This is a genomic window from Teichococcus aestuarii (genome assembly GCF_003116135.1).
Taxonomy (GTDB): domain Bacteria; phylum Pseudomonadota; class Alphaproteobacteria; order Acetobacterales; family Acetobacteraceae; genus Pseudoroseomonas; species Pseudoroseomonas aestuarii.
The window spans coordinates 342,399-367,921 of record NZ_PDOA01000002.1 but is presented as its reverse complement, the minus strand read 5'-3'; the positions used below and the strand labels follow the sequence as shown (position 1 = coordinate 367,921).

Below are 25,523 nucleotides of genomic sequence, written 5' to 3'. Positions count from 1 at the left end.
TTTCTGCAAGCTGCCGGTCAGGGTCGGGACAGGGTCCCATCAACGCCAAGGGGCCGGAGCTGTTCCCCGGACATACCATGGCCAAGAAACCTGCCACCGCCGGCGCTCCCAGCCAGCGCATGCTCCGCGTCGCCGAAGAGGTGCGCCACGCCCTCTCCGCCGTATTCCTGCGCGGCGAGATGCACGACCCCGATCTCGACGGGCGGCACATCACCGTCACCGAGGTGCGCGCCTCGCCCGACCTCAGGCACATGACCTGCTTCGTCGCCGCCCTCGGGCGCGCCGTGACGAAGGAGGAGCTGCAGGGGCTGCGCCGCGTGCAGCCCTATCTGCGCACCCAGGTGGCGCGGGCGGTGCGGCTGAGATTCGCCCCCGAGATGCATTTCCAGCCCGACACGGCGCTGGACTATGCGATGAAGATCGACGCGGTGATGCGCCGCCCCGAGGTCCAGCAGGATCTCGCGCCCCCTCCAGGGAAGCCTGGCGCGCCGCAGGAGGATGACGAGGCGTGACAATCCCTGACGCGCCGCCGGACGTGGCGCCGATGATCCGCACCATCGCCATGCCGGCCGACACCAACCCGGCGGGCGACATCTTCGGCGGCTGGCTGATGGCGCAGATGGACCTTGCCGCCGGCAACGCCGCCGCCCGCCGCGCGCGCGGCCGATGCGCCACCGTGGCGGTGGAGGCCATCACCTTCCACTCCCCCGTGCGCGTCGGCGACGAGGTGAGCCTCTACGCCGAGGTGCTGCACACCGGCCGCACCTCCATGCGCATCCGCGTGCAGGCCTGGCGGCGGGAGCGGGAGAGCGACCACACCAACCGCGTGACGGAGGCGGTGTTCACCTTCGTCGCGCTGGACGCCACCGGCCGGCCCCGCCCCGTCCCCGCGAGCTGAGGGAAGGCCGGGGAACCCCGGTTTCCCGCGGGAGATCGCGGGAGGGCGGCGCCCTTCCGCAGACACGACGCATTCAAAGAGAATTTCATGGCACGCCCGAACCGCAAGCCGAAGGGCCGTCCGATGGATGGCTGGCTCATTGTCGACAAGCCTTCGGGCATCGGCTCCACCGATGTGGTGAACAAGCTGAAGCGCGCCTTCAACGCGCAGAAGGTGGGCCATGGCGGCACGCTGGACCCGCTGGCCACGGGCGTGCTGCCGATCGCCTTCGGCGCCGCCACCAAGATGGTGCCCTACGTCATGGACGGCACCAAGACCTACCGCTTCACGCTGCGGTTCGGCGAGGCGCGCGACACGGACGACGCCGAGGGCCAGGTCATCGAGACCAGCGACGCGCGCCCGACAGACGCGCAGATCCGCGCCGCCCTGCCCGCCTTCATCGGCGACATCATGCAGGTGCCGCCGATCTTCTCGGCCATCAAGATCAACGGTGCCCGCGCCTATGATCTCGCGCGCGACGGCCAGATCCCGGAGATGGCGGCGCGCCCGGCGCGGGTGGACAAGTTCGAGCTGGAATCCCGCCCCGACGCGGACACGGCGGTGTTCACCGTGCAGTCCGGCAAGGGCGTCTACATGCGCTCCCTGGCGCGGGACATCGCGCGCGCGGCGGGCAGCGTCGGGCACATCGCCGTGCTGCGGCGGATGCGCGTCGGCCCCTTCCTGGAGGATGCGGCGATTCCGCTGGACAAGCTGACGGGTTCGGAGGATACCCCGCCTCCTTCCCCGGACCTTCTGCTTCCCGTGACGACCGCGCTGGCCGACATCCCGGCACTGGCCCTCACCGAAGCCGAGGCCGCACGCCTCTCCTACGGACAGACCATCTCCATGGTCGAGTTCATGGGGCGGATACCCGGCGACGCCAGCCCCGATGGTGGGCTTGTGCGGGCAATGGCGGGGGAGCGCCTGAAGGGTCTCGTGCGCCTCGATTCCGGCTTGGTGAAGCCGGAGCGCTGGCTCAGCCCGGGCGACAACACCCTCCTCCCCGTCCAGCCGATGCCGGATGGCGAGACAGACTGAAAGGCACAAGCCGATGTCGACCGACGTGACCGAGATCGAGCGCCGCGCGAAGATCATCGCCGAGTACGCGATGAAGGAAGGCGACACGGGCAGCCCGGAAGTGCAGGTCGCCCTGCTCTCCGACCGCATCTCCTCCCTGACGGAGCACCTGAAGGCGCACCCGAAGGATTTCCACAGCCGCCGTGGCCTGCTGGTGCTGGTCGGCCAGCGCCGTGGCCTGCTGGACTATGTGAAGCGCAAGAACCAGGCCCGCTACCAGAGCCTGATCGAGCGTCTCGGCCTGCGCCGCTGACGGCTCCGGGCGCCGCCACAGCGCGCCCGGAAACGAACAGAAAAAAGATGGGGGTCCGGGGGAATTCATTCCCCCGGGCTTTTTTCATGCCGTCTCGTAAGCCAGCACGGCCGCCGCCAGATCCTCCCCCGCCCAGCCCACCGACTTGAACAGGGTGACCTCCGCCGCCGAGCGCCGCCCCGGATGCTCCCCGCGGCAGAGCTGGAACAGGTCGGCGGCGATATGCCCCGGCCCGATCGCCCCTTCCGCGATGGCCTGCACCACATCCCCCGCCTCGGCCAGCGCGCCCGGGCGCGTGTCCACGAACAGGCTGGCGCGCGCCACCAGGCCAGCATCGCTCTCCCGCATGTCGGGCCGGAAGGCGCCGACGAGATCGACATGCGTGCCCGGCGCCACATCCGCGCCGCGCAGCAGCGGCAGGGTGGAGAGGGTGGCGGCCGAGACGATGTCGGCCCCGGCGGGGTCGGGGCTGTCCACAGCGCGGGCCGGCAGCCCCTCGGCCGCCAGGGTGGCGGAGAGCCTCGCCGCGCTCTCCGGCCGGCGCGACCAGACGCGGATCTCCTCCAGCGGGAAGCGCGCGGCATAGGCCTGGGCCAGGGCATGCGCCACCTTGCCGCTGCCCAGCAGCAGCAGCCGGCGGCTTTCCGGGCGCGCCAGGAAGCCGGCGGCCAGCACGCTGGCGGCGGCGGTGCGGCGGTCGGTCAGCGTGCCGCCATCGAGAATCGCCAGCGGCCGCCCCGATTCGCCATCGGAGAGCAGGTAGACGGAATGCACCGCCTGCAGCCCCGGCTGGCGGGCATTGGCCGGGTTCACATGCACAATCTTCACGCCGGTGTAGCGGTGCGCCTGCCAGGCCGGCATCAGCAGCAGCGAGCCTTCCGCTGCCTCTTTTTGCGGCAGCGGATGGCGGTGCCGCAGCGGCGCCTCGCAGCCCTGGCGGAAGATGCCTTCCAGCGCGTCACGCAATGCCGGCCAGGGCAGCCTGGCTTCCGTCTCGGCCTTGTCCATCAGGCGCATCGGGCACGGTTCTCCTCGCTCCAGGTGGCCATCCTAGGCCGGCGCGCGGGCAGGGAAAGCCGTTGCACCGCATGGCATACCGATTGCTAAACTCGGCGGACGGCAAAGCCTTCGGGGCGGAAACATGGCGTGATCATTGCGCCGCGTGCCCTGCAAGGCTAACGGGCAATCTGGGCGGTATCGCTGCGCGCCCAGCGCGGCGGAATGCCCCGGTCCCCGGTGCCGCCTCGCCGGACTCAGGGGAGGAGCCGCCGGCAAACAGCCGGATGGCGGATAAGAATTGGGAGAGAGTTTATGAAGCCCATGCGGCTTTCGACCTTCCGCGCACTCGGCGCGGCTGCCCTGGCCACCGCCCTCGCGGCGCCGGCCATGGCCCAGCAGCCGGCCCAGAACGCCGCCACCATGGATGCCGTGAAGTCACGCGGCACGCTGAGCTGCGGCGTGAACACCGGCCTGGCCGGCTTCGCGCAGCCCGACAGCCAGGGCCGCTGGCAGGGCTTCGACGTGGAGTACTGCCGCGCCCTGGCGGTCGCCCTGTTCAACGACGCCAGCAAGGTGCGCTACGTGCCGACCACGGCGCAGAACCGCTTCACGGCGCTGCAGTCCGGCGAGATCGACGTGCTGCCGCGCAACACGACGGCGACGCTCTCGCGCGACACCTCGCTCGGCCTCGATTTCCCGGCCATCAACTTCTATGACGGCCAGGGCTTCATGGTGAAGGCCTCGCTCGGCGTGAAGTCGGCCAAGGAGCTGGACGGCGCCACGGTCTGCGTGCAGCCCGGCACCACCACCGAGCAGAACCTGACGGACTGGTTCCGCGCCAGCAACCTGAAGTTCACGCCCGTCATCATCGAGCGGCTGGAGGAGCTGGTCTCCGCCTATGTGGCCGGCCGCTGCGACGCCTACACGACGGATGTCTCCGGCCTCGCCGCCACCCGCTCCGCCCAGCCCAACCCGGGCGAGCACGTGATCCTGCCCGAGGTCATCTCCAAGGAGCCGCTCGGCCCGTCCGTGCGCCATGGCGACCAGCGCTGGGCCGACCTCGTCCGCTGGACGCACAACGTCCTGGTGGCCGCCGAGGAGCTCGGCATCTCCAGCAAGAACGTCGACCAGGCGGTGGCGAACGACCAGCGCCCCGAGGCGCAGCGCCTGCTCGGCAAGACCGGCGGCCTGGGCCAGATGCTGGGCGTGAGCGACGCCTGGGCGGTCAACGTCATCAAGGCGGTCGGCAACTACGGCGAGATCTTCGAGAAGCACCTGACCCCGCTCGGCATCCAGCGCGGCCCGAACGCGCAGTGGACGCAGGGCGGCCTGCAGTACTCGCCGCCGTTCCGCTGAGCGCGGGCGGCTGAACGAAGCGGGGCCGGCGGCATGGCCGGCCCCGCGCTCCCGCCCCGCCCCCCGTTCCTCGTCCCGCTGCGGGCAGCCGGGGGTGCAGGCGGGGCGGACCGACCGAGCGGGCAAAGAGACACACAACGGGGCTTCAACGCATGTCCGACACCGCCGCCGATCCCCGGCTGCTGCGCGCGCCACCCAAGCGAGGAATCCGGCTTTCCTGGGCCGATGAACGGTTCCGCTCCATCATCTGGCAGATCCTGGTGGTGGGCGTGGTGGTCGGCATCGTCTGGTGGCTGGTCCGCAACACGGCGCACAACCTCGAGGTCCGGCGCATCGCCACGGGCTGGGGCTTCCTCTCGCGCGAGGCCGGGCTGCCGGTCGCCGAGAGCCTGATCCCCTACAGCCCGACCGACACCTATGCCCGCGCCCTGATGGTGGGCGTGCTGAACACGCTGAAGATCGCCGTGGTCGGCGTGGTGGTGGCCACCATTCTCGGCACGATGGTCGGCATCGCCCGGCTGTCGAAGAACTGGCTGCTCTCGCGCATCGCCGCCGCCTATATCGAGGTGGTGCGCGACCTGCCGCTGCTGCTGCAGCTGCTGTTCTGGTACGCCATCCTGCAGGGCCTGCCGGCCCCGCGCCAGGCGCTGCACCCGGTGGAGGGCGTGTTCCTCTCCAACCGCGGCCTGAAGCTGCCCTGGATCCAGTGGCAGGACGCGCACAGCTTCGCGTTGCTGGGCCTCATCCTCGGCATCGTCGGCGCCGTGTTCTACGCCCGCTCCGCCCGCGCGAAGCAGATGGCCGATGGCCAGCCGCGCAAGGTGTGGCCGGTGGCGGCGGGGCTGGTCCTCGGCCTGCCGGTGCTGATCTGGGCCGGCCTCGGCGCCCCCTGGCAGGGCGACATCCCGGCGCTGCGCGGCTTCAACTTCCAGGGCGGCCTGACCATCACGCCGGAATACTTCGCGCTGCTGATCGGCCTGGTGATGTACACCGCCGCCTTCATCGCCGAGATCGTCCGCGCCGGCATCCTCTCGGTGGCCAAGGGGCAGTGGGAGGCGGCGGAGGCGCTCGGCCTGCAGCGCGGCCGCATCCTGCGCATGATCGTGCTGCCGCAGGCGCTGCGCGTGATCGTGCCGCCGATGACCAGCCAGTACCTGAACCTGACCAAGAACTCCTCCCTGGCGGTGGCCATCGGCTACCAGGACATCGTCTCGATCTCGAACACCACGCTGAACCAGACCGGCCAGGCGATCGAGGGCATCGCCATCATCATGGTGGTCTACCTGACCATCAGCCTGTCGATCAGCCTCTTCATGAACTGGTACAATGCGCGGATCGCGCTGGTGGAGCGCTGAGCATGGGCATGCCGAACCTTCCGGGCCACGGCCCGCGCATCGTGCAGTCCCCGGGCTTCGCCGGCCCAAGGGCCGGCAAGTCTTCGCCCGGCTTCGCCGGCCCAAGGGCCGGCTACGCGATGTCTGGCTTCGCCGGCCCAAGGGCCGGCTACGCGGCGCGGATCGCGCTGGTGGAGCGCTGAACCATGGCCGAGATCACCGCCGAAGCCACCGCCCCACGCCCGGCGCAGGACGCCGAGCTCGGCCACCGCCGCCCGCCGCTGCTGGCGGTGGGGCCGCTGGCCTGGGCGAAGGCGAACCTGTTCTCCTCCTGGATCTCCACCGCCGTCACCCTGGCGCTGGGCTACCTGCTCGTCCGCTGGACGATGGGCTTCATCGACTGGGCCTTCATCAACGCCATCTGGTCGGTGCCCGTCACGCCCCAGGGGGCGCAGACCCAGGCCTGCCGCGCGCTGGGCGGCACCGGCGCCTGCTGGGCGGTGGTGACGGAGAAGCACCGCTTCATCCTGTTCGGCACCTACCCCTATGAGGAGCACTGGCGGCCGGCCATCTGCGTCCTGCTGTTCATCGGCCTCTACATCGTCTCCGCCATGCGCCGCTTCTGGCGGCCGGCGCTGGCGCTGATCTGGCTGGCCACGCTGGCGGTGATCGGCGTGCTGATGTGGGGCGGCATGCTCGGCCTCTCCTATGTGCCGCAGGAGCGCTGGGGCGGCCTCGTCATCACGCTCATCCTGGCCACCTTCGGCATCGCGCTCGCCTTCCCGCTCTCCATCCTGGTGGCGCTCGGCCGGCGCTCCAGCATGCCGGCCATCAAGACGCTCTGCGTGCTGTATGTGGAGCTGATCCGCGGCGTGCCGCTCATCAGCCTGCTGTTCATGGCCAGCGTCATGTTCCCGCTCTTCCTCCCGGAGGGCATGAACATCGACAAGCTGCTGCGCGCGCAGATCGCCATCATCCTCTTCGCCGCCGCCTACCTGGCGGAGGTGGTGCGCGCCGGCCTGCAGGCCCTGCCGCGCGGCCAGTACGAGGCGGCCGACGCGCTCGGCCTCACCTACTGGCAGAAGACCGGCTTCATCATCCTGCCGCAGGCGCTGCGGCTGGTGATCCCGCCGCTGGTGAACACCTTCATCGGCTTCTTCAAGGACACCTCGCTGGTGCTGATCATCGGCATCTTCGACCTGCTGACCGCCGGCAAGACCGCCATCGTCGAGCCGGCCTGGCAGGGCTTCGGCATCGAGATCTACGTCACGGTCGGGCTGATCTACTTCGTCTTCTGCTTCGCCATGTCCCGCTACAGCCAGGGGCTGGAGGCGGAGCTGAACCGCCACCGCGTCCGCTGAGATGCCGGCCATGACCATCCTCACCCAGGGACCGCACGCATGAGCACCACCATGGATCCCGCGGGTGCCGCCCCGCACCTCGCCTCCGCCGCCCGCACCGACGCGCCGCCGGCCATCGTGCTGGACAAGGTGAACAAGTGGTACGGCAGCATGCATGTGCTGCGCGACGTGACGCTGAGCGTCGCCACCGGCGAGCGCGTGGTGGTCTGCGGCCCCTCGGGCTCCGGCAAGTCCACCATGATCCGCTGCATCAACCGCCTGGAGCAGCACCAGGAGGGGCGCATCATCGTCGACAACATGGAGCTGACCGACGACACGCGCAGCCTGGACGCCATCCGCCGCGAGGTCGGCATGGTGTTCCAGAGCTTCAACCTGTTCCCGCACCTGACCATCCTCGAGAACTGCACCCTGGCGCCGATCTGGGTGCGGCACATGCCGAAGAAGGAGGCGGACGAGCTGGCCATGCACTACCTGTCCCGGGTGAAGATCCCGGAGCAGGCGAACAAGTACCCCGGCCAGCTCTCCGGCGGGCAGCAGCAGCGCGTGGCGATCGCCCGCGCGCTGTGCATGAAGCCCAAGATCATGCTGTTCGACGAGCCGACCTCGGCACTCGACCCGGAGATGATCAAGGAGGTGCTCGACACCATGGTGGGGCTGGCCGAGGACGGCATGACCATGGTCTGCGTCACCCACGAGATGGGCTTCGCCCGCCAGGTGGCGGACCGGGTGGTGTTCATGGACCGCGGCGAGATCGTCGAGTCGGGCGTGCCGGAGCAGCTCTTCAACGACCCCAAGACGGACCGGCTGAAGACCTTCCTCAGCCAGATCCTGCGCGGCCACTGAGCCGCGGGCGGGCCGGGGGCGGGCAGCCGCCCCCGGCCGCTCACGGAGCTGCCTCTTGCGGCGGCGCCCGGTGGCATCCTAGACCTTGCCGCCCGGCATCCTCACAGCACGGCAGTGTCCCAGCACCCTTCATCCCCGGCCTCGCGCCCCCTCACCCCCGCGCTGCTGCTTGGCGTGCTGGGGGTGGTCTATGGTGACATCGGCACCAGCCCGCTCTACGCGCTCCGCGCCTCGCTGCTGCATTTCGCGGCGGACGGGCTGGAGGATTGGGAGATCCTCGGCGTCCTCAGCCTGATCTTCTGGTCGCTGATCCTGGTGGTCACGATCAAGTACGTGCTCCTCGTGCTGCGGGCCGACAACCGCGGCGAAGGCGGCATCCTGGCGCTGATGGCGCTGGCCCAGCGCGTGACGCGCGGCGAGCGCGGCCGCATGCTGGTGCTGCTGGTGGGCATCGCCGGCGCCTCGCTGTTCTTCGGCGACGGCATCATCACCCCCGCCATCTCGGTGCTCTCGGCGGTGGAGGGGCTGAAGGTCATCTCCCCCGCCTTCACCGGCGCGGTCATCCCCATCTCGCTCGGCGTGCTGCTGGCGCTGTTCCTGGTGCAGTACAAGGGCACGCATGTCATCGGGAAGGTGTTCGGCCCGGTCACGGCGCTCTGGTTCGGCAGCCTGGCCATCCTCGGCCTGGTCGAGATCGCGGTGCAGCCCAAGGTGCTGCTGGCGCTCTCGCCCTACTACGCCGTCGAGTTCTGCGTGAACTACCACCTCGCCGCCTTCATCGCCCTCGGCTCGGTGGTGCTGGCGGTGACGGGGGCGGAGGCGCTCTATGCCGACATGGGCCATTTCGGCGCCCGCCCCATCCGCCTCGTCTGGCTCTGGGCGGTGCTGCCGGCGCTGACGCTGAACTATTTCGGCCAGGGCGCCCTGCTGCTGACCGATCGCGCGGCGCTGGAGAACCCCTTCTACCTGCTCGCCCCCGCCTGGTTCCGGCTGCCGCTGGTGGTGCTGGCCACCTGCGCCACCATCATCGCCAGCCAGGCCATGATCTCGGGCGCCTACTCCATCGCCCGGCAATGCGTGCAGCTCGGCCTGCTGCCGCGCCTCGTCGTCTGCCACACCTCCGAGACGGAGGAGGGGCAGATCTACATGCCGCAGATCAACCTCGCCCTGCTCGTCGGCGTCGTCATCCTGGTGGTCAGCTTCCACGACTCGGACAGCCTGGCGGCGGCCTATGGCATCGCCGTCACCGGCACCTTCCTCTGTACCACCTCGCTGGCGGGGCTGGTGCTGCGGCGGCAGTTCGGCTGGTCGCGCCTGGCGGTGGGGGCGATCATCGTGCCCCTGTTCCTGCTCGATTCCGGCTTCTTCATTTCCAACGTGCTGAAGGTGCCGGATGGCGGCTGGGTGCCGCTGCTGCTGGGCGCCGGGCTGTTCGTGCTGATGCTCACCTGGCGGCGCGGGCGGGAGCTGCTCTTCGCCCGCTTCCGGCAGGACAGCCTGCCGCTGAAATCCTTCCTGGCGCGGCTGCCGCAGTCCCGCACCATCCGCGTGCCGGGCATCGCCGTGTTCATGACCGGCCAGGCCGACTACGTGCCCGCCGCCCTGCTGCACAACCTCAAGCACAACAAGGTGCTGCACGAGCGGGTGCTGTTCGTCACGGTGGAGAACCTGGACGTGCCCCAGGCGCCGCAGCGGCGGGAGGTGACCGAGCTGGCGCCCGGCATCCACCGCGTCATGCTGCGCTACGGCTTCCAGGAGAGCCCCAACATCCCGCGCGAGCTGGAGGCGCTGCACGAATACGGCGTGCAGTTCGAGGCCATGCAGGCCAGCTACTTCCTCGGCCGCGAGACGCTGGTGGCCTCCTCCGTGCCGAAGATGGCCGCCTGGCGGCAATGGCTGTTCTCGGTGATGAGCCGCAATTCCATGCCCGCCACCGAGTTCTTCCGCATCCCGAGCGACCGGGTGGTGGAGCTGGGCGTGCGGGTGGCCATCTGAGCCATGGAGCGCCCCCGGCTGCTGATCCTCGGCGCCGGGGGGCATGGCCGCGCCGTGCTGGAGCTGCTGCGGGACGCCGGCTTCCCGCCTCCCCTCGGCGTGCTGGACGACGGCCCGGCCAGCCCCGGCCTGCCCGGCGTGCCGCATCTCGGGCCGCTCTCCCGCATGGCGGCGCTGCGGGCGGAGGGCGCCGCCGCCGCCCATGTGGCGCTCGGCCACAACGCCACGCGGCGCCGGCTGGGCGAGGCGCTGCTCGCGCTCGGCTACGCCCTGCCGGCGCTGCGCCACCCTTCCGCCATCGTCGCCGGCTCCGCCACTCTGGGCGCGGGCAGCGTGGCCATGCCGCGCAGCGTGGCGGGGGCGGCGGCCCGGCTCGGGGCGCATTCCATCCTGAACACCGGCGCCATCCTGGAGCATGACGCCGTGACCGGGCCGGGCTGCCACATCGCCCCCGGGGCGGTGCTGGGCGGCGGCGTCCGGCTCGGGGCGGAGGTGCTGGTCGGCATCCTGGCGGGAATCAAGCCGGGAACCGCCGTGGGGGATGGCGCCACCATCGCGCTCGGCGCGGCGGTGGTGGGGGATGTGCCGGCGGGCGCCACCGTCTCCGGGGTGCCGGCGCGGGAAAAGGCGTAACAAACGCGCGGGGGCCGGGGGTTCCTCCTGCCGGCCTCTTCTTTTCCGCCCCGTTCGGGCGTGGAATGCAGCCGGAAAGCCCCGGGCAAGGGGCGGGAGGAACGCATGAACCGCAGGGAACTGGCGCAGGGGATGATTCTGGCCGGCACCATCCTGGGCACGGGGGGCCTCGCCGCCCCGGCCCGCGCGCAAACGGCCGGCGCCGGGCCGGAAGCCTGGACGACGGCCTGGACCGGCTCGGCCCAGGGGCCCTACCCGGTGGGCAACCCCTCGGCCCAGCCCAACCAGTCCTTCGCCTTCCCCGATCCGGCGGAAGGCGCGCGGGACCAGACCTTCCGCCTGGTGCTGCGCCCCGATCTCTGGGGCCGGCGGGCGCGGCTCCGCTTCACCAACGCCTTCGGCACGCGGCCGCTGCGCCTCGCCGGCGTGCATGCGGGCCTGCACTTCGGCGGCGCGGCGCTGGTGCCGGGCAGCAACCGACCCGTGCTGTTCGGCGGCGCGGCCGAGGCCACCATCCCGCCCGGCGGCCAGCTCTGGTCGGACGCCGTGGAGCTGCCCTTCGCCGCCGAGCCGGACGCCGCCCTGCTGATGGGCCGCAAGCTGGCCGTCTCCTTCCACGTCCCCGGCCCCTCGGGCCCGATGACCTGGCACGCCAAGGCGTTGCAGACCTCCTATGTCTCGCCCCCCGGCAGCGGCGCGCAGGGCGCGGAGGAGGGCGAGGCCGCCTTCCCCTACTCCACCGCCTCCTGGTTCTTCCTCGACGCCGTGGATATGGCGGCGCCCGCCGGCACGCCCGTGGTGCTCTGCTTCGGCGATTCGATCACCGACGGCACCGCCTCCACCATGAATGGCGACGACCGCTGGCCGGACGTGCTCTCCCGCCGGCTGCACGCCACGCTGGGCAGCCGGGTGGCGGTGGTGAATGCCGGCATCGGCGGCAACCAGGTGGTCGGCCCCGCCGAATACAGCCCGGAAAAACCCTTCCCCGGCGGCCCCTCGGCGCTGGCGCGGCTGGAGCGGGACATCATCTCCCTCTCCGGCATCCGCACCGTGGTCTGGCTGGAGGGCACCAACGATTTCAGCCGCAACGGCAATGCCAGCTTCGAGGCGGTGCGCGACGGGATGCGCCAGGGGGTGGAGCGGCTGCGCGCCGCCATCCCCGGCCTGCGGGTGGTGGGCGCCACGGTGACGCCGGCGCTGGGCAGCACCAGCGCCGCGCATGGCCATGCCGAGCAGGACGAGAAGCGCCGGCAGCTCAACGCCTTCATCCGCGAGGGCGGGCTGTTCGACGCGGTGGTGGATTTCGACGCCGCCACGCGCGACCCCGCCACCGGCGGGCTGAAGCCCGAGATGGTGCCCGACTCGACCACCGGCGCCGCGGGCGACAAGCTGCACCCCAACCGCGCCGGCTACCTCGCCATGGGCATGGCGGTGCCGCCCGGGGCGGTGCTGCCGAAGGGCTGAGCGGGCCTTGGCCCGGCGGGAACGCCGGGCCAGAGCTTACCTCACAGCAGCACGTATCTCTCCGGCTGCAGCGGCTCGGGCAGGGCCGCCTCGCCCAGCGCCTCGCGCAGGTCGATCTCCACCACCCGTGCGATGGCGTCCAGCGGCAGGTCGTTGGCGGCGCGGCCGAAGGGGTCCTCCAGCTCGTCGGCCAGCTCGTCCAGGCCGAAGAAGGTGTAGGCCAGGATCGCCACCACCACCGGCGTCGCCAGCCCCAGCGTGCCGACGAAGCCGAAGGGCAGCAGCAGGCAGAACAGCCAGGCGGTGCGGTTCAGCAGCAGCCAGTAGGCGAAGGGGGTGGGCGTGTTGCGGATGCGCTCGCAGCCCGTCTGCACCGCGTTCAGCGCCGCGAGGTGGCCGTCGAGCCGGGCATAGAGCACATCGCCCAGCCGTCCCTCCGCCCGGCAGGCGGCGAAATCGGCGGCGCAGGCGCGCAGCGCCGCCTGCAGCGGGTTGCGCGTGCCGGGGAGCGCCGCGGCCTCCGCCACCGGCAGCCAGGGGCCGAGGGCGGCGGTGGCATCCTCCCCGCGCAGCTGCGCCGCCAGGCCGCGCGCGAAGCCCGCCACGCGGTACAGCACGCGCTGCCGCAGCGCCGCATCCGCCGCGAACAGGGTGGTGACCTCCCGCGCCAGGTCGCGCGCCGCGATCACCAGCGCACCCAACAGGCCGCGCGCCTCCCACCAGCGCGCGTAGCAGGTATTGGTGCGGAAGCCGAGGAAGATGGACAGCGCCAGCCCCATGAAGGTGAAGGGCACCGCCGTCACCTGCGGAAAGAGGTGCGGATAGCTGAGGTCGGCGAGGGTCAGCAGCGTGGCCAGCGTGGTGACGACGGCCAGCCGGCTGGCGATGCGCGGCACGATGGAGCCGCGCAGGATGAAGAGCAGGCCGAGCGGGCCGGGGCGGGGGCGCAGGATCATGGCGGCCGCACCATCCTCCCGCCGGGGGCGGGAGGGAAGCCACCCCGGCGCGGTTTCCCTCCCGCGCCGGGCGCTAACGCCCGGCCATCGCCTTGTTCTCCAGCCGCGAGATCAGCCGCACCAGCGGCCAGAGCAGCAGGAAGTAGGCCACCGCCGCCGCCACGATGGGGGTGGCGTTGTAGGTGGCGTTCTGCGCCTGCCGCGCCTGGAACAGCAGCTCCGGCAGCGCGACGACGGAGGCGATGGAGGTGAGCTTCACCACCTCCAGCGTGTTGCTCACCAGGTCGGGCAGCACGTTGCGCACCGCCTGCGGCAGGATGACATGGCGCAGTGCCTGCCCGCGCGTGAGGCCGGTGGAGCGCGCCGCCTCCATCTGCCCCGCCGGCACGCTGCCGATGCCGGCGCGCAGCACCTCGCCGTAATAGGCGCCGGTATTGAGGAAGAAGCCGATGGCCACCGCCCCCCAGGCGCCGACATCGATGCCGGCGAAGGGCAGCCCGGCATAGAGGAACACCAGCAGCACCAGCGGCGGGATGGCGCGGAACAGGTCGGTCCACGCCGCCGCGGCGAGGCGGATGCCGCGCGGCCCGGAGGTGGAGAGCAGCGCCAGGATGACGCCCCCCGCGAGGCCGAGCGGCACGGTGATGGCGGAGAGCGCCAGGGTGTATAGGAAGCCCTGCCACAGGATCGGCCAGGCCTCGCGCAGGATGTCGCCGTTGAGGAAGGCGAAGAGGAACTCTTCCATGGGTGGCGGTTCCCTCAGCGCTTCCAGGCGAAGCGCGTCTCGACCCAGCGGCCGAGCGCGACGACGGGGATGAACAGGATCAGGTAGGCGATGGCGCCGAGCGTCAGCGGCGAGGGGTTGGCCGAGAAGGACATGGCGCTCTGCGCGGCGCCCAGGATCTCGGCGACTCCCACCACCGAGCCCAGCGCCGTGCCCTTGGTGATGGCGATGGTGCGGTTGGTCAGCGGCGGGATGGTGATGCGCAGCGCCTGCGGCAGCACCACCAGCCGCAGCGTCTGGAAGAAGCCGAGGCCGGTGGAGCGCGCCGCCTCCCACTGCCCCTTCGGCACGGCGGTGATGCCGGCCCAGTAGATTTCCTCGGCGAAGGCCATCAGCACCAGGGTCAGCGAGAGCCAGGTGGCGGCGAAGCCCGACATGCCGAGCCCCATGGCCGGCAGCCCGAAGAACAGCAGCACGATGATGACCAGCGGCGGCAGGGCGCGGAACAGGTCGACCACGAAGATGATCAGCCAGTTCAGCGGCCGGATGCCGCAGGCGCGCAGCAGCGCCAGCGCCAGCCCGAGGGCGAGGCCGGACACCACGATCAGCAGCGCCAGGATGACGGTGAGCCCCAGCCCCTGCGCGATCAGCGGCAGGTAGGTGCCCATCACCTTCAGGTTGAAGAAGGAGAAGAGGAAGCTTTCAAGACCGCCCATGGCGCGCGCCCCGCCGCCTCAGTGCCGGTCGATCTGGCGGATGAAGGCGCGGGTGCGCTCGTGCCGCGGGTCGCCGAAGATCTGGGCGGGCGGCCCTTCCTCCAGCTTCTCGCCATCGGCCATGAACACCACGCGGTCGGCGGCGGCCTTGGCGAAGGCCATCTCGTGGCTCACCACCACCATGGTCATGCCGTCCTGCCGCAGCTCGCGCATCACCGCCAGCACGCCGCCCACCAGCTCGGGGTCCAGTGCGCTGGTCGGCTCGTCGAACAGCATGACGCGCGGCTCCAGCGCGATGGCGCGGGCGATGGCCACGCGCTGCTGCTGCCCGCCCGAGAGCTGCGCCGGGTAGTGGTCCATCCGCTCGGCCAGGCCGACGCGGTCGAGCGCCCGGGCGGCGGCCTCCTCGGCCTGGGCGCGCTCCTGCTTCAGCACCTTGCGCAGCGCCAGCATCACGTTCTGCCGCGCCGTCATGTGCGGGTAGAGGTTGAAGCTCTGGAACACCATGCCGATGCGCCGGCGCGCCGCGTTGATGTCGGTGGCGCGGCTCAGCAGCTCGATGCCGTCGACATGGATGGAGCCGTCATCCGGCTCCTCCAGCCGGTTCAGGCAGCGCAGCAGGGTGGACTTGCCGGAGCCGGAGGGGCCGATGATGAAGACCAGCTCGCGCTCCGCCACGCTGAGGTCGACGCCCTTCAGCACCGTCAGCGGGCCGAAGCGCTTCCACAGGCCCCGCGCGTCGACGATCGGCCGGGTGGCCGCGGCGGCGGGGGAAGGGGCGGGACGGGTCATGGCGGCTCCTCGGCTGTTCCGCGGGGAGCCTCATAGGCCAGTTGCGGAAGCGGGGCAAAATATCGCTATGCAATTTCCGTGCCATCGCCGGGCGAAGCGTGGCGTGGCCGGCCGCGCCTCAGCGGGCGGGCTCGACGCCTCCCGGCGCGGCCAGCCCGTTGCGCCGCAGGCAGTCCCGGAATGCCCGCAATTCGGCCACGCGCAAATCGTTCTGCACGCGCTCGCGGTTGCCCCAGTTCAGCGGGTTCTCCTGCCGCCCCAGCGCCTGCACGGCGGGGTCGTTGCGCGCCTCGGCGCGGCAGGCGGCATGGCCCGGCGGCTCGGGCGGCGTGGGCGGGGCCGGCGGCGGGGTGGCGCAGGCGGCCAGGAGGGGCAGCAGCAGAAGGGCTCGGGTCGGGCGCATCATTCGGCCTCCAGCCAGTCCTCGATCAGCCGGCGCGCGATGGAATCCAGCCGCGGCAGGCTGAAGCCGTGCTGCTCATGCGCGCGCAGCTCGGCGCGGGTGAACCAGCGGGCATCCCGCAGCTCCTCCGGGTCGATGGTGATCTCGTGGGAGAGCGCCTCGGCATGGAAGCCCAGCATGATCGAGGCCGGGAAGGGCCAGGGCTGCGAGGAATGGTAGTGCACCTCGCCCACCTGGACGCCCACCTCCTCCAGCACCTCGCGGCGCACCGCCTCCTCCAGGCTCTCGCCCGGCTCCACGAAGCCGGCCAGGGTGGAGTACATGGTGGTGGTGGGAAAGCGGGTGGAATGGCCGAGCAGGGCGCGCGCGCCATCCGTCACCAGCATGATCACCGCCGGGTCGGTGCGCGGGAAGTGCTGCGCGCCGCAGGCGGTGCAGGCCATGGCGTTGCCGGCGCTGCGCGGCTCGCACACCCCGCCGCAGACGCCGCAGAAGCGGTGCCGCACGCGCCAGTGCATCAGCCCGCGCGCATGCGCCAGCACGCTGGCCTCGCCCGCCGGCAGCAGCCCGGCCACGGCGCGCAGGTCGGCGAAGGCGCCGAAGCCCTCGGGCAGCAGCGGCAGCGGGTCCTCGGCGGCGGAGCAATCCACGCTGAAGACCGGCCGGCCCTCCCAGAAGCCCAGGAAGGCCCAGGGGCCGCCGGCCATGCGCACCGCCTCGGCCGCCTCGGCCGAGAGCAGCACGGCCTCGGGCCGGCCCTCCTCGACCCCGCGCATCAGGCTGCGGCTGCGCCAGACCGGCACGAACAGCGCCTGCGGCGAGGCCATGGCGGCGGCGATGAAATCGGCCTCCTCCCGCCGGCCCGAGGCGCGGTCGAGGGGGCTGCCGGTGTAGGCGTTGGGACGGGAAGCCGGGATGGACAGCATGCGGCCGCGACCCTGCCATGGGCCGGCGCGCACGGCAACTCGGCCCGATCGGGGATGCCCCCCTTGCCGCGGAGGGGGGGCGGCATGATATGGTGCCCTCGGAAGGTCGGCGGCGGACAGGCGCCTTGCCAACCCGGTCAGGTCCGGAAGGAAGCAGCCGCAGCGAGTTCCCGTCTGGGTCGTTCCGCCGGTCTTCCACCTTCTGAGGTTTTCACCTCTCGCTGAATGGCCCGCCGCGGCCAGCATCGGATCCGCCGCGCGCCATGCCAAGCGACACCCGCCCCGACGAGCTTGCACAGCCCGCCTTCGAGCAGCCCCCGGCGCCCGAAGGCCCCGGCCTATTCGGCGACCCGCCGCCCCCCGAGGGGCCGGGCCTGTTCGGCGAGGCGGAGCCCGCCCCCTCTCCCGCTGCTCCGGCGCCCGAGCCGGCCGCCACGCCCTACCGGGTGCTCGCCCGCAAGTACCGCCCGCAGAGCTTCGCCGACCTGATCGGCCAGGACGCGCTGGTGCGCACCCTGCGCAACGCCTTCGCGCAGAACCGCGTGGCGCATGCCTTCATGCTCACCGGCGTGCGCGGCGTCGGCAAGACCACCACCGCCCGCATCATCGCCCGCGCGCTGAACTGCGTCGGGCCGGACGGAAATGGCGGCCCCACCGCCGAGCCCTGCGGCGTCTGCGCCGAGTGCCAGGCGATCCTGGCCGACCGCCACCCGGACGTGCTGGAGCTGGACGCCGCCTCCAACAACGGCGTGGACAACATCCGCGAGCTGCGCGAGGCGGTGCGCTACCGCCCGGCCCGCGCGCGCTTCAAGGTGTACATCCTCGACGAGGTGCACATGCTGTCGACGGCGGCGTTCAACGCGCTGCTCAAGACGCTCGAGGAACCGCCGCCACAGGTGAAGTTCCTGTTCGCGACGACGGAAATCCGCAAGGTGCCGGCCACCATCCTCTCCCGCTGCCAGCGCTTCGACCTGAAGCGCGTGCCGCAGGAGGTGTTGCGCGCCCACTTCGCCCGCATCGCCGAGGCCGAGGCCGTGCCCGCCACGCCGGAAGCGCTGGCGATGATCGCCCGCGCCGCCGACGGCTCGGTGCGCGACGGCCTCTCGCTGCTCGACCAGGCGATCGCCCAGGCCGCCGGCAGCCCGGAGGGGGTGCAGGCGGAGCTGGTGCGGGACATGCTGGGCCTGGCCGACCGCACCCTGCTGTTCGACCTGCTGGAAGCCGCCTTCCGCGGCGACATCGCCGGCGTGCTCTCGGCGATGGATGCCGGGCATGAGCGCGGCGCCGACCCCGGCGTGGTGCTGGCCGACCTGCTGGAGCTGACCCACACCCTCACCCGCCTGCGCGCCGTGCCGGCGCTGCGCCAGGACCCCTCGCTGCCCGAGGCCGAGCGGGTGCGCGGCACCGCCCTGGCCGGGGCGCTGAGCATCCCGGTGCTCGGCCGCGCCTGGCAGGTGCTGCTGAAGGGCATCTCCGAGGTGGCCGAGGCGCCGGACCGGCGCGCGGCGGCCGAGATGGTGCTGATCCGCCTCGCCCACCTCGCCGAAATGCCGACGCCGGGCGACCTCGTGCGCCGCCTGACCGAGGGCGGCGCCACCGCGGCGGCGGGCGGCCCCCTGCCCTCCGGCGCCCCGGGTGGTCCCATGGGCGGCGGCAGCCGCGCCACGGCCAATGGTGCCCCCGTGGCAACGACGGTGATGGAGGCGCAGCCCACCCTGGCCCAGCCGCGCGGCTTCCGCGAGGTGGTGGCGCTGGCCTCGGGCCGCGCGCCGATGCTGCACGCCCACCTGCTGCACAATGTGCATCTGGTGGCCTTCGCGCCCGGCCGCATCGAGATCCGCCAGCGGCCCGAGGCGCCGCGCGACCTCGCCGCCCAGCTCGCCGGCCTGCTGCTGGAGCAGACGGGGCGGCGCTGGACCATCAGCCTCTCCAACGCCGAGGGCGAGCCGACCATCGCGCAGCAGCGCAGCCACGTGGCGAGCGAGCGGCTGGAGATGGCGAAGGCCCACCCGCTGGTGCAATCCATCCTGCTCGCCTTCCCCGGCGCCCAGGTGGAGGCGCTGCGCGACGACAGCCTGGATGAATACGGCCTGCCGCCGGCGCCCGAGGCGCCCGACGACGGCCCCGAATTCGCGCCGCCCGATGCCGAGCCGGCCGATCTCGACGATTTCCATTCCTCTGATCCCTATGGGGAGGACGCATGAAGAACCTTGCCTCGATGATGAAGCAGGCCCAGCAGATGCAGGCCAAGATGCAGGAGATGCAGGCCAAGCTGGACGCCATGACCGTGGAGGGCGCCGCCGGCGCCGGCATGGTCAAGGTGACGCTCTCCGGCAAGGGCGACCTGAAGCGCCTGGCCATCGACCCCAGCCTGATGGCGGCCGATGAGCGCGAGGTGCTGGAGGACCTGATCGTCGCCGCCCATGCCGACGCCAAGGCGAAGGTGGAGGCGATGATGGCCGAGGAGATGCAGAAGGCCACCTCCGGGCTGAACATCCCCGGCATGGGCGGCGGTGGCGGCCTCGGCGGCTTCAAGCTGCCGTTCTGAGCCGCCGGCCTTGAGCGTGCGCGGGCCGGACCAGGTCGAGCGGCTCGTCGCCATGCTGGCGCGGCTGCCGGGGCTCGGCCGCCGCAGCGCCCGCCGCGCCGCGCTGAAGCTGCTGCAGGACCCGGGCGGGCTGATGCTGCCGCTCGCCCAGGCCCTGCGCGAGACGGCGGAGGCCGTCCGCCCCTGCCGCGTCTGCGGCAATCTCGACACCCAGGACCCCTGCCGCATCTGCACCGACCCGGCGCGGGAGCACGACGTGCTCTGCGTGGTGGAGGGCGTCTCCGACCTCTGGGCGCTGGAGCGGGCGCATGTGCACCGCGGCCTCTACCATGTGCTGGGCGGCGTGCTCTCGGCGCTCTCCGGCGTCGGGCCGGACGATCTGCGCGTGGCGGATCTGCTGGCCCGCGTGGCGGAGGGTGAGGCGCGCGAGGTGATCCTGGCGCTGCCCGCCACGGTCGATGGCGCCACCACCGCGCATTACCTGACCGACCGGCTGCGCCCCACCGGCGTCATCGTCACGCGGCTGGCCCAGGGCGTGCCGATGGGCGGCGCGCTGGATGTGATGGATGACGGGACATTGGCCGCGGCGCTGAAGGCGCGGCGGCCGGCGTAGAAGAAGGGAAAGGGTTCCTTTTTGGAAAAAAGAACCAAAAAACTTTTGTCAGTCTGGCGCCGCGCTGGTTGATGGCGCGGCGCCAGAATCGAAAAGTCTTTTTGCTTCTTTTTCTTCAGAAAAAGAAGATTCTTCCTTAATCCAACGCCCCGTGCTGCCGCAGGAACCCCAGCAGCGGCAGCAGCGGCAGGCCGAGGATGGCGCTGTGCTCCCCCTCCACCTCGCGGAAGAGCTGGATGCCCGGCCCCTCCAGCCGGTAGGCGCCGACGGAGTGCGTCACCGCCTCCCCCTCCAGCGCCAGGTAGCGGTCCAGGAAGCTGTCGGAGAAGTCGCGCATGGTCAGCCGTGGTGTGGCGACGTGCTGCCAGACGCGCTGGCCATGCCGCCACAGCACCATGGCGGTGAACAGCGTGTGCGTGCGCCCGCGCAGCGCCTGAAGCTGGGCGCGGGCGCCGGCCAGGTCCTCCGGCTTGTCGAACCACGCCCCCTCGCACACCAGGAGCTGGTCGGCGCCGATCACCAGCGCCTCCGGCTCCCGCCGCGCCACGCGCATGGCCTTGGCCTCGGCCAGCAGGATGGCGGCATCGGCCGGCGGTATGCCCTCGGCCCGGGCGGCCTCCTTCAGGCTGGCCTCGTCCACGGGCGCGGGCTGCGCGGTGAAGTCAAGCCCCGCCGCGCGCAGCAGCGCCGCCCGCGTGGCGGAGCCGGAGGCCAGGACCAGCCGGATCATGCGCCGATGCCGCCGGGCTTCGGCCCGCCCTGGCTGCGGCGGGCGTGCCAGGCCTCCATCAGCTGCAGCACGGTGGCGGCCGTCTCCTCGATCGAGCGGCGCGTGACGTCGATCACCGGCCAGCCATGGCTGGTGCAGAGCCGCCGCGCCGCCTGGATCTCCGCCTTCACCGCCTCGTGGTCCACATAGTCGTTGGTGTCCTGCCGCACGCCGCCGGCGCCGATGATCTTCAGCCGGTGGCGGCGGATGTCGATCAGCGCCGCCACGTCGATGGTGAGGCCGATCACCGGGCAGGGCGGGTTCTCCAGCTCCTCCGGCAGGGGGGAGGTCGGCACGATCGGCACGTTGGCGGCCTTGATGCCGCGATTGGCGAGGTAGAAGCAGGTCGGCGTCTTGGAGGAGCGGGAGACGCCCACCAGCACGCAGTCGGCCTCCTCGATGCCGGCAACGCCCTGGCCGTCGTCATGCGCCAGCACGTAGTGCATGGCGTCGATGCGGCGGAAATAGTCGGCGTCCAGCACGTACTGCGCGGCGCGCTTCTCCCGCGCCTGCTGGCCGAGCTGGGTCTGCAGCAGGTCCATCACCGGGTCCAGCACCGAGAGGCAGGGCACGCCGAGCTGCTGGCACACCTCCTCCAGCGAATGCCGCAGCGAGCGGTCCACCAGGGTGAACATCACCGGCCCCGGCTCCGCCTTGATGCCCTCCAGCACCTGCTCGAGCTGCAAATGGGAGCGGACCAGCGACCAGCGGTGATGGATGACATGCGGGTCCGCGAAGCGCGCCAGCGTGGCGCGCGCGATGGAGTTCAGCGTCTCACCCGTGCTGTCGGAGACGAGATGCAGGTTGAAGCTACGGTTTGACATCGGCTCCGATCGGCCTCGTGCGGCGTTTTTGCGCGGTGGAGAATAACGGGGATTGCTGTGGAGATTGGGGAAAACCTTGCCCCACCGGAACCCCCCCTGGGATAAGCGGGGATGGAATCCGCATTTCCGGGGGGCTGGGGTTTGTTGGGCACAGCGTGGCGCGAGACTCTGTGGAAAACGCCGGAAACCGGCCTTTGAGCTGGCTTTGTGCCCGATTCGCGCCTGTGGAGAACTTTGTGGACAGGAATTGCGTCCACTGCGTCCCCCTTATCCACAGGCCCTACGAGTCCCCCATCTTTCTTAAAGACTCTTTTTCATAGAAAGGGGCGCCATGGAAAACGCACCGAAGCCCTTGCTGCGCGCCCTCTCCGGCGAGGCGGTCTGGCCGCCACCCTTCTGGCTGATGCGCCAGGCCGGGCGGTACCTGCCGGAATACCGGGCGCTGCGGGCCCAGGCGGGCGACTTCATCCGCCTGTGCACGAACCCCGCCCTCGCCGCCGAGGTGACGCTGCAACCGCTGCGCCGCTACGGGATGGATGGCGCCATCCTGTTCAGCGACATCCTGATGCTGCCCTGGGCCATGGGGCAGCCGCTGCGCTACGCCGAGGGCGAGGGGCCGCTGCTGGAGCCGATCCGCGACGCGGAAGGGCTGGCGAAGCTGGACCCGGCAGGGGCGGCGGCACGGCTGGCGCCGATCTACGAGACGGTGTCGCGGGTGCGGGCCGGGCTGGCTCAGGAGGCGCCGAAGGCGGCGTTGATCGGCTTCGCGGGCAGCCCGTTCACGGTCGCCTGCTACATGGTGGAAGGCCGCGGCGGCGGCGAGTTCGCCCATGCCCGGCGCATGGCCTATGCCGACCCAGCGCTGTTCGGGAAGCTGATCCGCCTGCTTGTCGATTCGACGACGGAATATCTGCTCGCCCAGGCCGAGGCGGGGGCCGAGGCGCTGATGCTGTTCGACAGCTGGGCCGGCCTGCTCTCCCCCGCCCAGTTCCGCCGCTGGTCGATCGAGCCCAGCGCCGCCATCGTCCGCAACATCCGCAAGGTCCGGCCGGACATTCCGCTGATCGGCTTCCCGCGCCTGGCGGGGCCGCTGCTGCCGGAATACGCGCAGCGCACCGGTGTCTCCACCGTGGCAATGGACACCGCCATGGACCCGCGCTGGGCCGCCACGGCGGTGCCGGCCGAGGTGGCGCTGCAGGGCAACCTGGACCCGCAGGCGGTGGTGGCCGGCGGCGCGGCGATGGAGGCCGAGGCGCGCTCGATCCTGGCCGCCATGCGCGGCCGGCCCTTCGTGTTCAACCTGGGCCACGGCATCGTCCCGCCGACGCCGCCGGAGCATGTGGCGGCGCTGGCACGCGTCATCCGCATGGGCTGAGAAGCCTCCTGGCGGGCCGCTGGCGGCCCTGTGGGCAACAGCGGCGGGGGGAGCGGCGTTTTCCGGGGTGACCCCCCTGGAGAACGCCCCATGCCCGTGCGCTACGACCCCTCGCTGGAACAGGTGCAGCCCGACGAGGCCGAGACCATCGCCTCCCTCACCGGCAGCCTGCGCAAGATCAGCGAGACCACCTTCGAGGATTATGGCCACGCCGTGCGCAGCGTGCACGCCAAGGGCCACGGCCTGCTGAAGGGCACGCTGCGGGTGCTGGGCCACCTGCCGCCCACCCTGGCGCAGGGGCTGTTCGCGCATCCGGCGGAGTATCCGGCGGTACTGCGCTTCTCCACCAACCCCGGCGACGTGCTGGATGACAGCATCACCGTGCCGCGTGGCCTGGCGGTGAAGGTGATCGGCGTCGAGGGGGAGCGGCTGCCCGGCTCGGAGGCGGATGCGACGCAGGATTTCGTCATGGCCAACGCGCCGGCCTTCCTGGCGCCCGACCCCAAGGCCTTCGCCGGCAGCCTGAAGCTGCTGGCCCGCACCACGGACACGCCGCAGGGGCTGAAGAAGATGGTGTCTACCGTGCTGCGCGGTGCCGAGGCGGTGGTGGAGACCTTCGGCGGCGAGAGCGCCATGCTGAAGAGCATGGGCGGCCATCCCAGCACCCACATCCTGGGCGAGACCTTCTGGAGCCAGGTGCCGCTGCGCCACGGCGACTATGTGGCCAAGTATTCCGTCGCTCCGCTTTCCCCGGCGCTGCTGGCGCTGAAGGACGCCAAGGTGGAGACCGGCGGCCGGCCGGACGCGCTGCGCGAGGAGGTGAAGGCCTTCTTCCGCGAGCAGGGAGGCGAGTGGGAACTGCGGGTGCAGCTTCTCACCAATCGCGAGACCATGCCGGTCGAGGATGCCTCGGTGCCCTGGCCGGAGGAGGAGAGCCCCTACATCGCCGTGGCGCGCATCATCGTGCCGCCGCAGCCGGCCTGGGACGCGGAGCGGGTGCGGGAGATCGACGACGGCATGGCCTTCAGCCCCTGGCACGGGCTGGAGGCGCACCGGCCGCTGGGCGGCATCATGCGCGCCCGCCGGCCGGCCTACGAGGATTCCGCGCGCTTCCGCGGCACCCGCAACGGCTGCCCCGTCCACGAGCCGCGCCAGGGCTGAGGCATTGCCGCTTCAGCGCTGCGCGGCCATGAAGCGCGTCGCCATGGTGCTGTAGAGCGGCCGGCGGCAGACCAGGCGGGAGACCAGCAGCGCCACCAGGGCGGTGGCCATCAGCGGCACCGCCATGGCGTGGTTGCTGGTCATCTCCAGCACGATGACGGCGGCGGTGATGGGCGCCTGCACCACCCCGGCGAAATAGGCCACCATGCCGAGCAGCACCACCGCCGCGGCCGGCGCCCCCGGCAGCAGCGGCGGCAGCAGCGCGCCGATGCCCGCCCCCACCGAGAGCGAGGGCGCGAAGATGCCGCCCGGGATGCCGCTGAGGTAGGAGACCACGGTGGCCAGCAGCTTCCACAGCGCGAAATCGGCTGGCAGGCCGGGCTGCATCTCCAGCAGCATCCGCGCCTGCTCGTAGCCCGTGCCGTAGCTGGTGCCTCCCGAGAGCCAGCCGATCAGCGCGAGCAGCACGCCGCACAGCGCCGCGAAGCCTGCCGGCCGCCGCCCGGCGAAGCGCCGCACCGCCCCCGGCAGCAGGCGCGGCAGGTGCAGCAGCGCCGAGGAGAACAGCCCCCCCGCCAGCCCGCCCGCCACGCCGCAGACCACCACCGCCAGCCAGGCCGGGCCCAGCGCCAGCTGCGCCTCGCTGACGCCGAAATAGACGTAGTTGCCCAGCACGGCGGTGGCGGTGATGCCGGCGATGACCACCGCCGTCAGCGTCATGCCGCCGCTGCGGGAGCGGAAGGAGTGGCTCAGCTCCTCGATGGCGAAGACCAGCCCGGCCAGCGGCGTGTTGAAGGCCGCCGCCACCCCCGCCGCGCCGCCCGCCAGAACCAGCACCCGCACCATCTCCGGCCGCGGCAGGCGCTGCCAGCGCGAGAGGGCATGCATGATGGCGGCGCCCACCTGCACCGTCGGCCCCTCGCGCCCGATCGAGGCGCCGCTGGCCATGCCGAGCAGCGTCAGCAGCACCTTGCCGAAGGCGATGCGCAGCGTCAGCAGCGCCCCCGCCCGCGCTGGGTCCGGCTCGTGCAGCGCGGCGATGACCTGCGGGATGCCGCTGCCCTGGGCGCCGGGGAAGAGGCGCCGCGTCAGCACCAGGGAGAGCGCCAGCCCCGCCGGCGCCACCAGGAACACCAGCAGCGGATGCACCGCCGCGACGCGCAGGAACAGGTGCTGCGCCGCATCCGCCAGCTCGGCGAAGGCCACCGCCACCAGCCCGATCAGCGCCGCGCCCAGCCAGAACAGCAGCCGCCGCCGCCATTGCCGCGGCGAGAGCAGCGGCAGGCGCCGCAGCCGGCGGCGGTTCAGGGCGCGGAAGCGTTCGGCGGGCATGGGCGGTGCACTCCGGAAGGGTGGAAGGCCCTGTCTGCGCCGCATGGCGCGCCCTGCGAAGCGGAAAGTGGCGGAGGCTGCCTTGCGCCCCGCCACCGGAATGGCATCGTCCCGCAGCTTCCTGCGGAACCG

Annotated in this window: 27 protein-coding genes and 1 other RNA gene; 18 read left to right on the top strand and 10 right to left on the bottom strand. The window is 71.8% G+C overall.

Annotated elements, in window-relative coordinates:
• Positions 1–77 precede the first annotated feature (77 nt).
• The 4 genes from rbfA to rpsO all read left to right on the top strand — a co-directional run bounded on the left by rbfA (position 78) and on the right by rpsO (position 2,267).
• Positions 78–512: a 30S ribosome-binding factor RbfA gene (gene rbfA / locus CR165_RS04705; RefSeq protein WP_109515791.1), complete on the top strand. Its 435-nt coding sequence runs from the start codon at positions 78–80 to the stop codon at positions 510–512.
• Positions 513–544: 32 nt separating this feature from the next.
• Positions 545–898: an acyl-CoA thioesterase gene (locus CR165_RS04700; protein WP_109515957.1), complete on the top strand. Its 354-nt coding sequence runs from the start codon at positions 545–547 to the stop codon at positions 896–898.
• An 87-nt stretch (positions 899–985) separates the two neighbouring features.
• A complete protein-coding gene (gene truB, locus CR165_RS04695) occupies positions 986–1,975 on the top strand; it encodes a tRNA pseudouridine(55) synthase TruB (protein ID WP_109515790.1) in 990 nt (329 codons plus the stop codon).
• Positions 1,976–1,988: 13 nt separating this feature from the next.
• Positions 1,989–2,267: a 30S ribosomal protein S15 gene (gene rpsO, locus CR165_RS04690; RefSeq protein ID WP_109515789.1), complete on the top strand. Its 279-nt coding sequence runs from the start codon at positions 1,989–1,991 to the stop codon at positions 2,265–2,267.
• Between the two features lie 84 nt (positions 2,268–2,351).
• Here the strand turns inward: rpsO and lhpI are convergent, their stop codons facing one another.
• A complete protein-coding gene (gene lhpI, locus CR165_RS04685) occupies positions 2,352–3,284 on the bottom strand; it encodes a bifunctional Delta(1)-pyrroline-2-carboxylate/Delta(1)-piperideine-2-carboxylate reductase (protein ID WP_109515788.1) in 933 nt (310 codons plus the stop codon).
• Positions 3,285–3,578: 294 nt separating this feature from the next.
• Between lhpI and CR165_RS04680 the strand changes: the two genes are divergently transcribed.
• The 8 genes from CR165_RS04680 (at position 3,579) to CR165_RS04645 (ending at position 12,252) form a co-directional block, all read left to right on the top strand.
• Positions 3,579–4,622 carry an amino acid ABC transporter substrate-binding protein gene (locus CR165_RS04680; RefSeq protein ID WP_109515787.1) on the top strand — a complete coding sequence of 348 codons (1,044 nt, stop codon included), beginning with the start codon at positions 3,579–3,581 and terminating at the stop codon, positions 4,620–4,622.
• Positions 4,623–4,774: 152 nt separating this feature from the next.
• Entirely contained in the window at positions 4,775–5,977 is a 1,203-nt protein-coding gene (locus CR165_RS04675; RefSeq protein WP_109515786.1) for an amino acid ABC transporter permease, read from the top strand.
• A gap of 8 nt (positions 5,978–5,985) precedes the next feature.
• Entirely contained in the window at positions 5,986–6,159 is a 174-nt protein-coding gene (locus tag CR165_RS24885; protein ID WP_181377999.1) for a hypothetical protein, read from the top strand.
• Positions 6,160–6,162: 3 nt separating this feature from the next.
• Complete coding sequence (locus tag CR165_RS04665; RefSeq protein ID WP_109515784.1) at positions 6,163–7,317, top strand: amino acid ABC transporter permease; 1,155 nt, start codon at positions 6,163–6,165, stop codon at positions 7,315–7,317.
• A 39-nt stretch (positions 7,318–7,356) separates the two neighbouring features.
• Positions 7,357–8,160, top strand: a complete 804-nt coding sequence (locus CR165_RS04660; RefSeq protein WP_281262093.1) for an amino acid ABC transporter ATP-binding protein — start codon at positions 7,357–7,359, stop codon at positions 8,158–8,160.
• Between the two features lie 114 nt (positions 8,161–8,274).
• On the top strand, positions 8,275–10,155 hold the full coding sequence (locus CR165_RS04655; protein WP_109515783.1) for a potassium transporter Kup: 1,881 nt from the start codon (positions 8,275–8,277) through the stop codon (positions 10,153–10,155).
• A gap of 3 nt (positions 10,156–10,158) precedes the next feature.
• A complete protein-coding gene (locus tag CR165_RS04650; protein ID WP_109515782.1) occupies positions 10,159–10,788 on the top strand; it encodes a NeuD/PglB/VioB family sugar acetyltransferase in 630 nt (209 codons plus the stop codon).
• Between the two features lie 105 nt (positions 10,789–10,893).
• On the top strand, positions 10,894–12,252 hold the full coding sequence (locus tag CR165_RS04645; protein WP_219929681.1) for a GDSL-type esterase/lipase family protein: 1,359 nt from the start codon (positions 10,894–10,896) through the stop codon (positions 12,250–12,252).
• A gap of 41 nt (positions 12,253–12,293) precedes the next feature.
• Here the strand turns inward: CR165_RS04645 and CR165_RS04640 are convergent, their stop codons facing one another.
• From CR165_RS04640 to nudC, 6 genes are all read right to left on the bottom strand, one after another.
• Positions 12,294–13,208: a bestrophin family protein gene (locus CR165_RS04640; RefSeq protein WP_109515781.1), complete on the bottom strand. Its 915-nt coding sequence runs from the start codon at positions 13,206–13,208 to the stop codon at positions 12,294–12,296.
• A gap of 73 nt (positions 13,209–13,281) precedes the next feature.
• On the bottom strand, positions 13,282–13,953 hold the full coding sequence (locus CR165_RS04635) for an amino acid ABC transporter permease (protein WP_109515780.1): 672 nt from the start codon (positions 13,951–13,953) through the stop codon (positions 13,282–13,284).
• 14 nt (positions 13,954–13,967) lie between these two features.
• Positions 13,968–14,648, bottom strand: a complete 681-nt coding sequence (locus CR165_RS04630; protein ID WP_109515779.1) for an amino acid ABC transporter permease — start codon at positions 14,646–14,648, stop codon at positions 13,968–13,970.
• 18 nt (positions 14,649–14,666) lie between these two features.
• Positions 14,667–15,440, bottom strand: coding sequence for an amino acid ABC transporter ATP-binding protein (locus CR165_RS04625; protein ID WP_109515778.1), 774 nt, complete (start codon positions 15,438–15,440; stop codon positions 14,667–14,669).
• A 118-nt stretch (positions 15,441–15,558) separates the two neighbouring features.
• On the bottom strand, positions 15,559–15,843 hold the full coding sequence (locus CR165_RS04620; RefSeq protein ID WP_245906110.1) for a phosphoribosylamine--glycine ligase: 285 nt from the start codon (positions 15,841–15,843) through the stop codon (positions 15,559–15,561).
• Positions 15,843–16,769, bottom strand: coding sequence for an NAD(+) diphosphatase (nudC, locus tag CR165_RS04615; RefSeq protein ID WP_109515776.1), 927 nt, complete (start codon positions 16,767–16,769; stop codon positions 15,843–15,845). The genes CR165_RS04620 and nudC overlap by 1 nt, the downstream gene beginning before the upstream one ends.
• Before the next feature lie 104 nt (positions 16,770–16,873).
• Between nudC and ffs the strand changes: the two genes are divergently transcribed.
• The 4 genes from ffs to recR all read left to right on the top strand — a co-directional run bounded on the left by ffs (position 16,874) and on the right by recR (position 19,930).
• Positions 16,874–16,965, top strand: an RNA gene (gene ffs, locus CR165_RS04610) — signal recognition particle sRNA small type.
• Between the two features lie 67 nt (positions 16,966–17,032).
• Positions 17,033–18,973, top strand: a complete 1,941-nt coding sequence (locus tag CR165_RS04605) for a DNA polymerase III subunit gamma/tau (protein WP_109515775.1) — start codon at positions 17,033–17,035, stop codon at positions 18,971–18,973.
• Entirely contained in the window at positions 18,970–19,317 is a 348-nt protein-coding gene (locus CR165_RS04600) for a YbaB/EbfC family nucleoid-associated protein (RefSeq protein WP_109515774.1), read from the top strand. Before CR165_RS04605 ends, CR165_RS04600 begins: the two co-directional genes overlap by 4 nt.
• 10 nt (positions 19,318–19,327) lie before the next feature.
• Positions 19,328–19,930: a recombination mediator RecR gene (gene recR, locus CR165_RS04595; protein WP_408887526.1), complete on the top strand. Its 603-nt coding sequence runs from the start codon at positions 19,328–19,330 to the stop codon at positions 19,928–19,930.
• 136 nt (positions 19,931–20,066) lie between these two features.
• Here recR and CR165_RS04590 read toward each other — a convergent pair whose 3' ends face one another.
• Positions 20,067–20,660 (bottom strand): Maf family protein, encoded by a 594-nt coding sequence (locus tag CR165_RS04590; protein WP_109515773.1) that lies wholly within the window; start codon positions 20,658–20,660, stop codon positions 20,067–20,069.
• Positions 20,657–21,523, bottom strand: coding sequence for a pyruvate, water dikinase regulatory protein (locus tag CR165_RS04585; protein ID WP_109515772.1), 867 nt, complete (start codon positions 21,521–21,523; stop codon positions 20,657–20,659). The genes CR165_RS04590 and CR165_RS04585 overlap by 4 nt, the downstream gene beginning before the upstream one ends.
• A 331-nt stretch (positions 21,524–21,854) precedes the next feature.
• On the opposite strand from CR165_RS04585, the gene hemE reads away from it, so the two are divergent.
• Both hemE and CR165_RS04575 read left to right on the top strand, forming a co-directional pair.
• On the top strand, positions 21,855–22,898 hold the full coding sequence (hemE, locus tag CR165_RS04580) for a uroporphyrinogen decarboxylase (protein ID WP_109515771.1): 1,044 nt from the start codon (positions 21,855–21,857) through the stop codon (positions 22,896–22,898).
• Positions 22,899–22,988: 90 nt separating this feature from the next.
• Positions 22,989–24,059 (top strand): catalase family protein, encoded by a 1,071-nt coding sequence (locus CR165_RS04575; protein ID WP_109515770.1) that lies wholly within the window; start codon positions 22,989–22,991, stop codon positions 24,057–24,059.
• A 12-nt stretch (positions 24,060–24,071) separates the two neighbouring features.
• On the opposite strand, the gene CR165_RS04570 is transcribed toward CR165_RS04575, so the two are convergent.
• Positions 24,072–25,391 (bottom strand): chloride channel protein, encoded by a 1,320-nt coding sequence (locus CR165_RS04570; protein ID WP_109515769.1) that lies wholly within the window; start codon positions 25,389–25,391, stop codon positions 24,072–24,074.
• Positions 25,392–25,523 lie beyond the last annotated feature (132 nt).

Excerpts from the sequence above, each read along its gene's own strand:
- CR165_RS04585 (WP_109515772.1), bottom strand. The coding sequence starts at position 21,523 with ATGTCAAACCGTAGCTTCAACCTGCATCTCGTCTCCGACAGCACGGGT.
- rpsO (WP_109515789.1), top strand. The coding sequence starts at position 1,989 with ATGTCGACCGACGTGACCGAGATCGAGCGCCGCGCGAAGATCATCGCC.
- lhpI (WP_109515788.1), bottom strand. The coding sequence starts at position 3,284 with ATGCGCCTGATGGACAAGGCCGAGACGGAAGCCAGGCTGCCCTGGCCG.
- CR165_RS04575 (WP_109515770.1), top strand. The coding sequence starts at position 22,989 with ATGCCCGTGCGCTACGACCCCTCGCTGGAACAGGTGCAGCCCGACGAG.
- rbfA (WP_109515791.1), top strand. The coding sequence starts at position 78 with ATGGCCAAGAAACCTGCCACCGCCGGCGCTCCCAGCCAGCGCATGCTC.
- CR165_RS04650 (WP_109515782.1), top strand. The coding sequence starts at position 10,159 with ATGGAGCGCCCCCGGCTGCTGATCCTCGGCGCCGGGGGGCATGGCCGC.
- truB (WP_109515790.1), top strand. The coding sequence starts at position 986 with ATGGCACGCCCGAACCGCAAGCCGAAGGGCCGTCCGATGGATGGCTGG.
- CR165_RS04600 (WP_109515774.1), top strand. The coding sequence starts at position 18,970 with ATGAAGAACCTTGCCTCGATGATGAAGCAGGCCCAGCAGATGCAGGCC.
- CR165_RS04640 (WP_109515781.1), bottom strand. The coding sequence starts at position 13,208 with ATGATCCTGCGCCCCCGCCCCGGCCCGCTCGGCCTGCTCTTCATCCTG.
- CR165_RS04605 (WP_109515775.1), top strand. The coding sequence starts at position 17,033 with ATGCCAAGCGACACCCGCCCCGACGAGCTTGCACAGCCCGCCTTCGAG.
- CR165_RS04630 (WP_109515779.1), bottom strand. The coding sequence starts at position 14,648 with ATGGGCGGTCTTGAAAGCTTCCTCTTCTCCTTCTTCAACCTGAAGGTG.
- CR165_RS04665 (WP_109515784.1), top strand. The coding sequence starts at position 6,163 with ATGGCCGAGATCACCGCCGAAGCCACCGCCCCACGCCCGGCGCAGGAC.
- CR165_RS04590 (WP_109515773.1), bottom strand. The coding sequence starts at position 20,660 with ATGATCCGGCTGGTCCTGGCCTCCGGCTCCGCCACGCGGGCGGCGCTG.
- CR165_RS04570 (WP_109515769.1), bottom strand. The coding sequence starts at position 25,391 with ATGCCCGCCGAACGCTTCCGCGCCCTGAACCGCCGCCGGCTGCGGCGC.
- CR165_RS04680 (WP_109515787.1), top strand. The coding sequence starts at position 3,579 with ATGAAGCCCATGCGGCTTTCGACCTTCCGCGCACTCGGCGCGGCTGCC.
- hemE (WP_109515771.1), top strand. The coding sequence starts at position 21,855 with ATGGAAAACGCACCGAAGCCCTTGCTGCGCGCCCTCTCCGGCGAGGCG.
- CR165_RS04700 (WP_109515957.1), top strand. The coding sequence starts at position 545 with ATGATCCGCACCATCGCCATGCCGGCCGACACCAACCCGGCGGGCGAC.
- CR165_RS04620 (WP_245906110.1), bottom strand. The coding sequence starts at position 15,843 with ATGCGCCCGACCCGAGCCCTTCTGCTGCTGCCCCTCCTGGCCGCCTGC.
- CR165_RS04660 (WP_281262093.1), top strand. The coding sequence starts at position 7,357 with ATGAGCACCACCATGGATCCCGCGGGTGCCGCCCCGCACCTCGCCTCC.
- CR165_RS04675 (WP_109515786.1), top strand. The coding sequence starts at position 4,775 with ATGTCCGACACCGCCGCCGATCCCCGGCTGCTGCGCGCGCCACCCAAG.
- CR165_RS04645 (WP_219929681.1), top strand. The coding sequence starts at position 10,894 with ATGAACCGCAGGGAACTGGCGCAGGGGATGATTCTGGCCGGCACCATC.
- CR165_RS04635 (WP_109515780.1), bottom strand. The coding sequence starts at position 13,953 with ATGGAAGAGTTCCTCTTCGCCTTCCTCAACGGCGACATCCTGCGCGAG.
- nudC (WP_109515776.1), bottom strand. The coding sequence starts at position 16,769 with ATGCTGTCCATCCCGGCTTCCCGTCCCAACGCCTACACCGGCAGCCCC.
- CR165_RS24885 (WP_181377999.1), top strand. The coding sequence starts at position 5,986 with ATGCCGAACCTTCCGGGCCACGGCCCGCGCATCGTGCAGTCCCCGGGC.
- CR165_RS04625 (WP_109515778.1), bottom strand. The coding sequence starts at position 15,440 with ATGACCCGTCCCGCCCCTTCCCCCGCCGCCGCGGCCACCCGGCCGATC.